Genomic DNA, 10619 nt, shown 5'->3' with positions numbered 1-10619 from the left:
CGACTAGCGTTACTCGGGCAATTCAGCCAAGCCATCGACATCGGTCATCGCCCGCTCCAGCAAGTCTGCTGGCAGGCTCTTGCTGGCCCGTGCGCCGAGCAGCTTGAGCTGCTCGCTGCGGCTGACCAGGTTGCCACGGCCCTCGGTCAGCTTGTTACGGGCTGCGCTGTAGGCTTTATCCAACTGCTGCAGGCGATTGCCGACTTCATCCAGGTCCTGGATGAACAATACGAACTTGTCGTACAGCCAACCCGCACGCTCGGCGATTTCCCGGGCGTTCTGGCTCTGGCGCTCCTGCTTCCACAGGCTGTCGATCACCCGCAGGGTCGCCAGCAGGGTGGTCGGGCTGACGATCACGATGTGCCGATCGAAGGCCTCTTGAAACAGGTTCGGCTCCGCCTGCAGCGCAGCCGAAAAGGCTGCTTCGATGGGCACGAACAACAATACGAAGTCGAGGCTGTGCAGGCCTTCCAGGCGTTTGTAATCCTTGTCGGACAAGCCTTTGACGTGGTTGCGCAAGGATTGCACATGCTGCTTGAGAGCCGCCTGGCCCAGCGCCGTATCCTCGGCAGCTACGTACTGTTGATAGGCCGTGAGGCTGACCTTGGAGTCGACCACCACTTGCCTGTCGCCCGGCAGGTAGATCAACACGTCCGGCTGGAAACGCTCGCCATCCGGGCCCTTGAGATTGACCTGGGTCTGGTACTCGCGACCCTTCTCCAGGCCCGCATGCTCCAGCACCCGCTCCAGAATCAACTCGCCCCAGTTGCCCTGGGTTTTCTGGCCCTTGAGGGCTCGGGTGAGATTGGTGGCCTCGTCACTCAGGCGCAGGTTCAGTTGTTGCAGGCGCTCCAGCTCCTTGCCCAGGGAGAAACGCTCGCGCGCCTCGGCCTGATAACTTTCCTCGACGCGTTTTTCGAAGGATTGAATGCGCTCCTTCAGCGGGTCGAGCAACTGGCCCAGGCGCTGCTGGCTGGTCTCGGCAAAGCGCTGCTCGCGCTCATCGAAGATCTTCCCCGCCAACTCGGCGAACTGCGCGCGCAGCTCATCGCGCGAACCTTGCAGGTCGTTGAGGCGTTGCTGATGGCTGTCCTGTTGCTCACGCAATTCGGCATTCAGCGAAGCGGCCTGGGCGTCCAGGCGCCGCAGCTCGGTCTCTTTGCTGTTGCGCTCGAGGTTCCAGGCATGGGCCGCGTCACGGGCGTTGTCGCGCTCTATCTGCAGCAGTTCGACTTCCCGGCGCACAGCCGCCAGTTCGGCTTGCTTGCTGGCGTTGGCTTGTCCCAGGTCGCTGATTTCATCGCGGCAGGCGTCCAGTTGCGCGCTCAGGCCGTCCTGGGCCAACTGGGCGGTACCCAGGCGCTCTTCCAGCAGCGCCCGGTCGGCCTGTGCCAGGCTCAAGCGCCGCTGCAGTTGCCACGCCAGAAACAACAACGGCAACCCAGCGCCCGCCAGACCGAGCAACACACTGGTCAAGTCCATAGCCATGACGACTCCTGCCGAAGAATTAAAGCCCGAAGGTTAACCAAGCCGCCCAGGCTTGGACAGCTCAGTCTTCGATCTGCCCGAGCTCGCGCAGGGCCCGCCGGTCACCGGCACGTGCAGCCTGGCGCAGCAGGTCCTGGCCAATGCGGCGGTCGCGGGCATTGCCACATTCGCGGCACATCAATTGACCCAGGCGACTTTGCGCGGCCACCACCCCTTCACGGGCAGGTGCCTTGAGCAAACGCCCGGCAAAATGTTTGACGTTGGGGTTATCGCCCAGGCGGGGACTGTCAAGCAGCCACTCGGCCACTCGCATTGACATGCGCTTGGGGGCGGTAACACCTGAGGGTGGGGAGGTAACAGAAGTTGATACTGAGCGAAACTTCATAAAGCACTGTGGGACAGATCGGAAGGCGCGCCACTTTACTCCTTTTTTCGTACGGGTAAAGCCGAAAAAAACCCAGCACGCCCGTCCTAGAGCAAGCGCTCGGGACAATCCACAGAAGCTGTGGATAACTCAGTGGACAACCCGCCCCGAACTCGCCAGAAGCCCTGTGGAATGGGGCTCCCGCTCAAACTGACGATTTTTTCACCAGTAAAAAAAAGCGATGTTTTTCATTGACTTAAATTTTCACTACAGGCACCCACTGTACCCAGTGGGGAAATGTCGGCGGGGTGACACCCTGCCCGGCTATTGTGCACAAGTACCTGTGCACTGGTTATATCACCGCACTTTTTGCGTGCGTTTTGCCAAGCAGAGGTAACAACCCAGCAAACGTAAGCAAATGTTTTTTGCCTAACACACTTCCCTTAAGCATTTCAATCCGTTAGTATCCGCAGCGTTAGTACCAAGCTGAAAGTCAATTCTGGTCGAACACCTCCCGCGGTATACCTTCCCTAAAGAGAAGCTTCTACCGACATCACGGGATCGACCACCTCGATGGTTTCCAGGTAACGCTTGCGACAACACAGCCTTTGAATCGAATGCGAAGGGTGTTGCGAAGCTCACTTACTCTGACCGAACCAACCTGCAAATTGATCAGGATCTTCACCCCGGGCCCAGAACCTTTGCCCTTGATGTGTTGCCTGCCCTCCTAAGTACCTACCTGCCGGCCCAAGCGCGCACATTTAATAGCGCTTCAACTGGCTGCTTTGTTCCAGTCGGGTTCTTCGTTCGATCAATGGTGATCGACGTTACTGGAACGTTTTAACGCTGCACGGATCAGATTCCGTGTCATTTGCAGGAACACCAATAATTATGTCGACTCAAATCCATACTCAGGATGCCATTCGCACCCTAACCAACGCTTTTGCCCCAATGAACTGCCTGATCATGGCCGCTCGCAAAGGCTGCTTCAGCTTCACGCTGGTCAACGAACACGGGATCGCTCGTCACAGCGAACGCCTGTATCCCGACCAGTACTCCAGCGCCGAGCCGCTGCAGGCCGTGATCGAGCGTACTCGCCAGGCACTGGTTGCCTGAGACGCGAGAAAGGCTGAACACCACAAAAGCCCCGCTGAAAATGCGGGGCTTTTTATTGCCTGATATTTCCCATCGCCCCACCCTGGCTTAAGCACCAACCGATATAACGGTTATAACTGCGAGCTGGAAATATTTTAAAAACAGTCCTTTACAGCAAGAATATGACACTACACTTCAACTCAAGCGGCATGATCCGCTTCCGGCGAGCCTGAGTCGACCTACCGCTGCCAAGCCCCCCCATTCAGGTATCGCCGCTCACTTAACGTTTCGAGGGCCTTATGGGTATCGCTGCCAGCGAACTGTGCCGTTTTGTGATCCGTCCTACCCTGATTTACCTGGGACGACATAGCACGACTGCCGAATCCCTGCTGCTGGGTGTCGCCGCCAGCCAGTCAGCCCTCGGCTCCGCCCTGCATGACCGCCGTGGCCACGGCCTGTACCGGATTGCCGAGCTTCGCCACCAGGCCCTGTGGGATGACTACCTGGCCCTGGATCCGGAACGTGCCAGCCTGGTGCGCGGCCTCGCCAGCCAACATGCCTTTCTCAGTGGCCCGCACCTGGAACTGACGGTCAATCTGCGTTATGCCACGGCCATTGCCTGGCTGCTGATCGAAGAGCAAAACACCCCACTGCCCGAACCCGACGACCTGTTGGGAATGGCCCGAATCTGGCGCCAGACCTTCCAACCCCAAGGACGCCTGCGCGACTTCACTTGTGCATGGCGCGACTGTGTTTCACCGATGAATCAGGTCGCCTGCTGACCGGGCAATTTGCAAGATCGGTGAAAATCCCGCGATTATGGTCGGATTGTCCTACAAAACCGCTCTATCTCAAGCATTACCGGCTATAGCGCTGAGTCGAAAATGTTGGTAATTTTCGCCCCGGTGATCACCCGGAGTTCTAATAATGAAAAAAGTCATGCTCAAAACCACCCTTAGCCTCGCCGTTACCTTGGCATCCACCCAGATCTTCGCAGCTGGCTTTGCCATCAACGAACAAAGCATCAGTGGGATGGGTACTGGTTTCGCCGGGCGTTCTTCTGTCGCCGATGATGCAAGCACAGTTTTCGGTAACCCTGCCGGCATGGCGCGCCTCAAGCGCGAACAAGTCACTGGCGGGGTCGCCATGCTCGATGCCCACACTGACATCAGCAATGCCACCTCCAGCCCTAACAATGGCACCAACCAGGGCGACATGGTTCCGTTCATTGCCGTTCCCATGGGCTACTACGTCAAGCCGATCGATGACCAATGGGCCGTCGGCGTTGGCATGTACGCGCCATTTGGCCTGGTCACCGACTACGAGAACGGTTTTGCCGGCAAATACTTCGGCAGCAAGAGCGACGTTAAAGTCGTGACCCTGCAGCCAACTGTTTCCTACGCATTCAATGACAAGGTCTCCATCGGTTTTGGTCCGACCATCAACCGTATCCAAGGCAAGCTGGAATCCGACCTGTCGATTACCCAGGCTGCTCCCGATGGCCACGTGCGCATCAAGGGCGACGATACCGCCCTGGGCTACAACATCGGGATCCTGGCCCAGTTGACCGACAGCACCCGCGTCGGCCTGACCTACCACTCGAAAGTGAAGTACAAGCTCGAAGGCAACACCAAGGTCAACTACGGCCTGCTGCCACTGGCTGGCCAGAGCAAGGACCAGAAGTACGACGCGTCCCTGGACCTGACCACCCCTGAGTCCGTGGACTTCTCGGTGACCCACGCTCTGGACGACCAGTGGACCCTGTACGCAGGCAGCACCTGGACCCGCTGGAGCCGCCTGAAAGAAATCACCGTAGAGAACAAGGGTGTACCTGGCGTGCTGGGCTCGCAGTTCGGTGAAATCACCGAAGAGCAGAACTGGCATGACACCTGGGCGCACGCCGTCGGTGCTTCGTACAAGCTGAACAAACAGTGGGTACTGCGTACCGGCCTGTCGTTTGACCAGGCCCCGACCAACAACGTCGATCGCTCCCCGCGCATCCCGACTGGCGACCGTACCATCTTCAGCCTGGGCGCCGGCTGGAGCCCAACGGAAGACCTGACCATCGACATGGCCTACTCCTACCTCAAGGAAGAAGCGGTCAAGGTCAACAATCAGAACGATCGTGGCCAGAGCTACAACGCCAAGTATGAAAACTGGGCAAACGGCTTTGGTGTGGGCGCGACCTACCGCTTCTGATTCACGGCGCGCCTGAATGGCGCGCTTGCTGAACAGCAAAAAGCCCCGCTCTCTGGTTCAGAGGCGGGGCTTTTTAATGGCTGGCATTCAGGGTTTCGAGGCCAGGGCCTGCTCCACCGCCGCGATGAATTCCGGGCTTTCGGGTTTGGTCAGGCTGGAGAAGTTGGCAATCACCTTGCCCTGGCGGTCCACCACGTACTTGTAGAAATTCCACTTCGGCGAACTGCTTTGCTCGGCAAGCACCTTGAACAGATGGATGGCGCTGGCACCGCGAACTTTCTGCGGCTCGGTCATGGTGAAGGTCACGCCATAGTTGACGTAGCAGACCTTGGCCGTCTCCGCGCCATCCGCGGACTCCTGCTTGAAATCATTGGACGGCACGCCAAGCACTTCCAGCCCCTGCTCCTTGTAGCGCTGGTACAACGCCTCAAGGCCTTTGAACTGCGGAGCGAAACCACAGAAGCTGGCGGTATTGACCACCACCAGCGGTTTGCCGGCAAAACGCTGGCACAGTTCAATGGATTCCTTGGCATGCAGCTTGGGCAATGAGCCCGACAGCAGTGCCGGGCACTCAGCGGCCAACGCCGGGCCTGCGACCAGCAACAGCAGAGCGGGAACAGCTAGCCAGCGCATCAGCATATCGGGTGTCCTCGAGAAATCGTCAGAGGGCGACGTTACTCGCCCTGCACGAATGATGGCAAGTGGCTATTTAGCAAGCTCCCAGTCCCAACTGCATCATGGCCAGGCCACCCTGGTGCCAGCCCCACCAGGCCAGCGCCAACAGCAGCGCGACAACCGCTGCCGCCACCAGCCTCAAGGCGATCCGCCTCATGCCGCGCTCGCCTGGGCTTGCAGGCGCGCCACCGGACGCTCACGCACAGGCCAGTTCAAGGCAGCCGCCAACAGGCTGAGGAGAATCGCCACTTGCCAGATCAAGTCGTAGCTTCCTGTTCGGTCATACACCACCCCGCCCAACCAGCCACCGAGGAACGAGCCCAATTGGTGAAAGAGGAAGACGATACCTCCCAGCATAGAGAGATTTCGCACACCGAACAGGGTCGCCACCGTACCGTTGGTCAAAGGTACCGTCGACAGCCAGAGGAAGCCCATGGCCATGCCGAACAGGTAGGCGCTGGTCTGGGTGACCGGCATCCACAGAAACAGCCCGATCACCACCGCGCGCAGCAGGTACAGGCCGGTCAGCAGGCGCGGCTTGGACATCCGCCCGCCGAGCCAACCGGCGGTGTAGGTGCCGAAGATATTGAACAGGCCAATCAAGGCCAGCACCGTGGTGCCGACGGTGGCCGGAAGATGCTGATCCACCAGGTAGGCCGGCAAGTGCACACCGATGAACACCACCTGGAAACCACAGACAAAAAAGCCGAACGCCAGCAGCCAGAAGCCGGAGTGCGAACAGGCCTCGCGCAGGGCCTCCTTCAGCGTCTGCTCATGGCCCAGCACCGGCAGCGGCTTGTCCTTGAGCATGCTCACCAGCGGCACAATCAGCGCCACCAGCACGCCCAGCACCAGCAGCGCGCTGGACCAGCCGAGCCAGCCGATCAGGCCCAGGGTGCCGGGCAACATGGCGAACTGGCCGAAGGAGCCGGCAGCACTGGCGACCCCCATGCCCATGCTGCGTTTCTCCGCCGGCAAGGCCCGCCCAACCACGCCGAGAATCACCGAAAACGACGTCCCGGACAGGCCGATACCAATCAACAGGCCGGCGCTCAACGACAGTGACAGGGGCGAGTCGGACAGCCCCATGAACACCAGGCCCACCGCATACAAGACACCTCCCACCAGCACCACTTTCGCGGCGCCGAAGCGATCGGCCAGCGCGCCGGTAAAGGGCTGCGCCAGGCCCCAGATCAGATTCTGCAAGGCGATGGCGAAGGCGAACACTTCGCGCCCCCAGCCGAACTGCTCACTCATCGGCGGCAGGAACAGGCCGAAGCCATGCCGCACGCCGAGGGACAACGCCAGAATCAGCGCACTCCCAAGTAAAATCCAACCGCTGGTACGCCACATCGATGTCATTGTCATTCTCCAATCGCGGGTATATACCCGCTTAAACTCGAAAAAACCCGCTTCATGCGAGTTCGTCCAGCAAGGCCAGCAATGTTGCGCGCTTCTCGGCGCCCAACCGATCGATCAAACGTTGTTGCGCCGCCTCCCAGGCCGGCAAAGCCGCCGCCAGGCGCTCACGCCCGGCCTCGGTCAATTGCACGATGCGGTTGCGCTGGTCTTCACCCTCGACCATCCGCACCAGTCCCTCACCTTCCAGCACCCGCAGGTTACGCCCCAGAGTACTGCGATCCAGGCCCATGGCCTCGGCCAGGGTGGAAATACTCGGCTGATCCAGGCGCTGCAGATTGCACAGCAAAGAATACTGGGCAACGTTGATCCCGAAGCCGTCGAGGGCGCCGTCGTAATGCCTGCTGACGCCACGGGCGGCGCGACGCAGGTTGGTGCATAAACACTGAGAGGCTAGCATGGTGCGTGTATATACCCGCGTTTAACTTTATGCAAGCTTTGCTTACGATTTCCGCCTCCCCTCAAGCCAGCGCCAAAGCCATCAGCACCGCCACTTCCAGCAATTCCAGCAACGCCCCCGCCGTATCCCCGGTTGTCCCGCCAAGGCGGCGCATCATCAAATGACGCACGCCGGCGAACACCCCTACCGCCACCACCAGCGCAATCACTCCACCCCAGCCCGCGATCAGTACACAGGCCAGCGCACTGAGCAGCAGCACCCGCCGGCCGGTCTGGCGTGGCAAGTGGTCAGCCAATGCCTGCCCCAGCCCCCCCGCCCGCACATAAGGCGTCGTCAGGAACAAGCCGAGCAAGGCCGTGCGCCCGAGCAGTGGCGCGAGGATCAGCGCGACCGTGGCCTGCTGTTCGATCAGTGCCAGCAAGGCGGCGAACTTGAGTAGCAGCACCAGCACCAGGGTGACCACGGCAATCGGTCCGCTGCGCGGGTCTTTCATAATGGTCAGGGTGCGTTCGCGGTCACCAAAACCACCGAGCCAGGCATCAGCACTGTCGGCCAGGCCGTCCAGGTGCAAGCCGCCACTGAGCACCACCCAGACCGTCAGCAGGATGGCCGCGTGCAACAGCGCCGGCGCGCCCCCCAATAGTCCGTTCAGGCCCCACAACAGCCCACCAAACAACAGGCCCACCAGCGGATAAAACAGCAATGAGCGCCCCAGCTCCTGAGGTGACGGCATGCCCGGCAGGCGAATCGGCAGGCTGCTGAGAAATTGCAGGGCGATCCACATTGGCAACATGTCTACGCCTCATCCCGAAGCATGGCGTCAGCCTCGACCCGCAGGAAAAACAGCCCGCCGTGGCCGACTTCGACGTTCAGCAACTGCTCGCGAGGCAGCCCGCGCGCGCGCGCCAGTAGCAGGCGCATGACACCGCCATGACTGACCAGCAACACCCGCTCACCGGCATAGGCCTGGTGCAAGCGCTGCACCGCCGCCAACACCCGCGCCGAAAAGTCGCTGACTGGCTCGCCCTCGGGCGGGGTAAAACCATAAGGGTCCGACCAGAAACGGCCAAGGGCATCAGCGTCAGTCTCCATCAACGCCGCCGCGCTGCGCCCTTCCCAGGCGCCAAAATGCAGCTCTTGCAGGTCCTGCTCCAGGCTTACCGGCAGGCCCAGTTGCGCGCCCAGTTCCTCGGCAAACCGCGCGCAGCGTTGCAGGGGAGAACTCACCAGGCGGTCCCACGGGCCAGCGCCTACGACGGCGTCGCGCATCTGCTGCCAACCCAGTGGCGTCAGCGCGTCATCCAGACTGCCGCGCAGGCCGCCGCCCAGTTCGGTTTCACCGTGGCGTAGCAGGTCCAGATGCAAGGTCATGCCGGGCGATCGGCAACCGCCGCCTCGGCAAAGGTCGCCATCTGCCCGTGCAGGTCGCAGGCCAGGCGCAACAAGGGCACCGCCAGCGCCGCACCACTGCCCTCGCCCAGGCGCAAGCCGAGTTCGAGCAGCGGTTGCGCGTTCAACGCTTGCAGGACATGCCGATGACCCGGCTCTGCCCCGCGATGGCCGAACAGCAGCCACTCGCGACACGCAGGATTGAGGCGCACGGCAATCAGGGCCGCAACGCTGCAGATAAAGCCGTCCACCAGCACCGCCAGCCCCTCTTGGGCACAGGCCAGGTAAGCGCCGACCAGCGCGGCGATTTCAAAGCCGCCGAGGTTGAACAGGGCTTGCAACGGATCACCTCGCTGCGCCGCGTGCAAGGCCAGGGCGCGTTCGATGACCTGGGTCTTGTGGCTGACGCCCGCCGTGTCCAAGCCGGTGCCCGGGCCGGTGAGGTGGGCCACAGGGCAATCCAGCAAGGCACAGGCCAAGGCACTGGCCGCGGTGGTATTGCCAATGCCCATCTCGCCGCCGATGAACAGCTCCGCGCCTTCGGCCAGGGCTCGCAACACCGTGTCGCGCCCGGCTTGCAAGGCTTGTGCGCCTTGGGCCGGAGTCATCGCCGGGCCACGGGCGAAGTTGGCGGTGCCAGGGCCCAGGTGCAGGTGGCGCACCCCCGGCAGATTCAGCGACGGGGTCACGGTGCCGAGGTCGACCACCTCCAGCCGGGCTCGCAGTTGGCGCGCCAGCACGCTGATGGCCGCGCCGCCGTTGACGAAGTTGCGCAACATCTGCCCGGTGACTTCCTGGGGAAAGGCCGAGACACCTTCGGCCACCACCCCGTGGTCACCGGCAAAAATCCCGATCCACAACTGGTTCACGCTCGGCTTGAGCCGGCCTTGCAACCCCGCCAACTGCACCGCCAGCGTTTCCAGCTGCCCCAGCGAACCGGCCGGCTTGGTCAGTTGCTGCTGCAACTGCTCTGCATCTTGCAGGGCTTGGCGATCAACGGCCTTGCACGGGCTCAGCCACCAGGATTGAGTCATAACGCAGTACCTTTCAAAGTCAGGGGCAGGCCGGCGACGGTCAACACGACACGCTGACAGCGCTCAGCCAGGGCTTGATGCAACCAACCGGCTTCATCGACATAACGGCGAGTCAATTCGCCCAGTGGCACGACCCCCATTCCGGTTTCGTTGCTGACCAGAATCACCTCTCCCGGCAACGACGCCAGGCAGTCCAGCAGGGCGTCACGCTCCTGGGCCAGACGCTCGGGGTTGTCGAGCATCAGCAGGTTGGTCAGCCACAGGGTCAGGCAATCCACCAACAGGCAACGCTCGGCACTGGCGGTTTCGCGCAGTACCCGAGCCAGCGCCAGGGGTTCCTCGATCAAGCCCCACTCGGCCGGGCGGCGTGCCCGGTGATGGGCGACCCGGGCATTCATTTCGCCGTCCAGCGGCTGGCTGGTGGCAATGTAGGTCACCGCCAGGGAGCTGTCGGCGGCGAGCTTTTCAGCCAGGCGGCTTTTGCCGGAACGGGCACCGCCGAGGATCAATTGCAGCATGGTCTTAACCTTCTATGAGCGGTATCAGGGTCGACGGC

Annotated in this window: 13 protein-coding genes; 3 read left to right on the top strand and 10 right to left on the bottom strand. The window is 61.5% G+C overall.

Annotated elements, in window-relative coordinates:
- Positions 1 to 9: 9 nt before the first annotated feature.
- Both rmuC and ACIOVD_RS21130 read right to left on the bottom strand, forming a co-directional pair.
- Positions 10 to 1374, bottom strand: coding sequence for a DNA recombination protein RmuC (gene rmuC / locus ACIOVD_RS21135; RefSeq protein WP_401130066.1), 1365 nt, complete (start codon positions 1372 to 1374; stop codon positions 10 to 12).
- A gap of 175 nt (positions 1375 to 1549) precedes the next feature.
- A complete protein-coding gene (locus tag ACIOVD_RS21130; protein WP_095170322.1) occupies positions 1550 to 1873 on the bottom strand; it encodes a hypothetical protein in 324 nt (107 codons plus the stop codon).
- An 870-nt stretch (positions 1874 to 2743) separates the two neighbouring features.
- On the opposite strand from ACIOVD_RS21130, the gene ACIOVD_RS21125 reads away from it, so the two are divergent.
- From ACIOVD_RS21125 to ACIOVD_RS21115, 3 genes are all read left to right on the top strand, one after another.
- Positions 2744 to 2968: a hypothetical protein gene (locus tag ACIOVD_RS21125; protein WP_007898912.1), complete on the top strand. Its 225-nt coding sequence runs from the start codon at positions 2744 to 2746 to the stop codon at positions 2966 to 2968.
- A gap of 278 nt (positions 2969 to 3246) precedes the next feature.
- On the top strand, positions 3247 to 3729 hold the full coding sequence (locus ACIOVD_RS21120; RefSeq protein ID WP_095170323.1) for a hypothetical protein: 483 nt from the start codon (positions 3247 to 3249) through the stop codon (positions 3727 to 3729).
- A gap of 145 nt (positions 3730 to 3874) precedes the next feature.
- On the top strand, positions 3875 to 5146 hold the full coding sequence (locus tag ACIOVD_RS21115) for an OmpP1/FadL family transporter (protein ID WP_159997458.1): 1272 nt from the start codon (positions 3875 to 3877) through the stop codon (positions 5144 to 5146).
- A gap of 87 nt (positions 5147 to 5233) precedes the next feature.
- Here ACIOVD_RS21115 and ACIOVD_RS21110 read toward each other — a convergent pair whose 3' ends face one another.
- The 8 genes from ACIOVD_RS21110 to cobU form a co-directional block, all read right to left on the bottom strand.
- On the bottom strand, positions 5234 to 5785 hold the full coding sequence (locus ACIOVD_RS21110; protein ID WP_159997460.1) for a glutathione peroxidase: 552 nt from the start codon (positions 5783 to 5785) through the stop codon (positions 5234 to 5236).
- Positions 5786 to 5855: 70 nt separating this feature from the next.
- Entirely contained in the window at positions 5856 to 5978 is a 123-nt protein-coding gene (locus ACIOVD_RS21105) for a hypothetical protein (RefSeq protein WP_401130037.1), read from the bottom strand.
- Positions 5975 to 7174 (bottom strand): MFS transporter, encoded by a 1200-nt coding sequence (locus ACIOVD_RS21100; protein ID WP_401130064.1) that lies wholly within the window; start codon positions 7172 to 7174, stop codon positions 5975 to 5977. The genes ACIOVD_RS21105 and ACIOVD_RS21100 overlap by 4 nt, the downstream gene beginning before the upstream one ends.
- A gap of 61 nt (positions 7175 to 7235) precedes the next feature.
- Complete coding sequence (locus tag ACIOVD_RS21095; RefSeq protein ID WP_095170327.1) at positions 7236 to 7640, bottom strand: MarR family winged helix-turn-helix transcriptional regulator; 405 nt, start codon at positions 7638 to 7640, stop codon at positions 7236 to 7238.
- A 61-nt stretch (positions 7641 to 7701) separates the two neighbouring features.
- The gene (locus ACIOVD_RS21090; RefSeq protein ID WP_401130035.1) at positions 7702 to 8433 is read right to left on the bottom strand and encodes an adenosylcobinamide-GDP ribazoletransferase; all 732 of its coding nucleotides are present in this window, start codon (positions 8431 to 8433) and stop codon (positions 7702 to 7704) included.
- A 2-nt stretch (positions 8434 to 8435) separates the two neighbouring features.
- Positions 8436 to 9011: an alpha-ribazole phosphatase family protein gene (gene cobC / locus ACIOVD_RS21085; protein WP_401130033.1), complete on the bottom strand. Its 576-nt coding sequence runs from the start codon at positions 9009 to 9011 to the stop codon at positions 8436 to 8438.
- Positions 9008 to 10063, bottom strand: a complete 1056-nt coding sequence (gene cobT / locus ACIOVD_RS21080; RefSeq protein WP_401130031.1) for a nicotinate-nucleotide--dimethylbenzimidazole phosphoribosyltransferase — start codon at positions 10061 to 10063, stop codon at positions 9008 to 9010. The genes cobC and cobT overlap by 4 nt, the downstream gene beginning before the upstream one ends.
- On the bottom strand, positions 10060 to 10581 hold the full coding sequence (gene cobU, locus ACIOVD_RS21075; protein ID WP_401130029.1) for a bifunctional adenosylcobinamide kinase/adenosylcobinamide-phosphate guanylyltransferase: 522 nt from the start codon (positions 10579 to 10581) through the stop codon (positions 10060 to 10062). Before cobU ends, cobT begins: the two co-directional genes overlap by 4 nt.
- Between the last annotated feature and the right edge of the window lie 38 nt (positions 10582 to 10619).

The organism is Pseudomonas sp. NPDC087626 (assembly GCF_044743405.1).
Lineage (GTDB): Bacteria > Pseudomonadota > Gammaproteobacteria > Pseudomonadales > Pseudomonadaceae > Aquipseudomonas.
This window is presented reverse-complemented; position numbering and strand designations above follow the sequence as displayed.

What these genes read in the sequence shown, in the direction of transcription:
- ACIOVD_RS21130 (WP_095170322.1), bottom strand. Translation starts at nt 1,873, where the DNA reads ATGAAGTTTCGCTCAGTATCAACTTCTGTTACCTCCCCACCCTCAGGT.
- ACIOVD_RS21125 (WP_007898912.1), top strand. Translation starts at nt 2,744, where the DNA reads ATGTCGACTCAAATCCATACTCAGGATGCCATTCGCACCCTAACCAAC.
- ACIOVD_RS21120 (WP_095170323.1), top strand. Translation starts at nt 3,247, where the DNA reads ATGGGTATCGCTGCCAGCGAACTGTGCCGTTTTGTGATCCGTCCTACC.
- ACIOVD_RS21115 (WP_159997458.1), top strand. Translation starts at nt 3,875, where the DNA reads ATGAAAAAAGTCATGCTCAAAACCACCCTTAGCCTCGCCGTTACCTTG.
- ACIOVD_RS21110 (WP_159997460.1), bottom strand. Translation starts at nt 5,785, where the DNA reads ATGCTGATGCGCTGGCTAGCTGTTCCCGCTCTGCTGTTGCTGGTCGCA.
- ACIOVD_RS21105 (WP_401130037.1), bottom strand. Translation starts at nt 5,978, where the DNA reads ATGAGGCGGATCGCCTTGAGGCTGGTGGCGGCAGCGGTTGTCGCGCTG.
- ACIOVD_RS21100 (WP_401130064.1), bottom strand. Translation starts at nt 7,174, where the DNA reads ATGTGGCGTACCAGCGGTTGGATTTTACTTGGGAGTGCGCTGATTCTG.
- ACIOVD_RS21095 (WP_095170327.1), bottom strand. Translation starts at nt 7,640, where the DNA reads ATGCTAGCCTCTCAGTGTTTATGCACCAACCTGCGTCGCGCCGCCCGT.
- ACIOVD_RS21090 (WP_401130035.1), bottom strand. Translation starts at nt 8,433, where the DNA reads ATGTTGCCAATGTGGATCGCCCTGCAATTTCTCAGCAGCCTGCCGATT.
- cobC (WP_401130033.1), bottom strand. Translation starts at nt 9,011, where the DNA reads ATGACCTTGCATCTGGACCTGCTACGCCACGGTGAAACCGAACTGGGC.
- cobT (WP_401130031.1), bottom strand. Translation starts at nt 10,063, where the DNA reads ATGACTCAATCCTGGTGGCTGAGCCCGTGCAAGGCCGTTGATCGCCAA.
- cobU (WP_401130029.1), bottom strand. Translation starts at nt 10,581, where the DNA reads ATGCTGCAATTGATCCTCGGCGGTGCCCGTTCCGGCAAAAGCCGCCTG.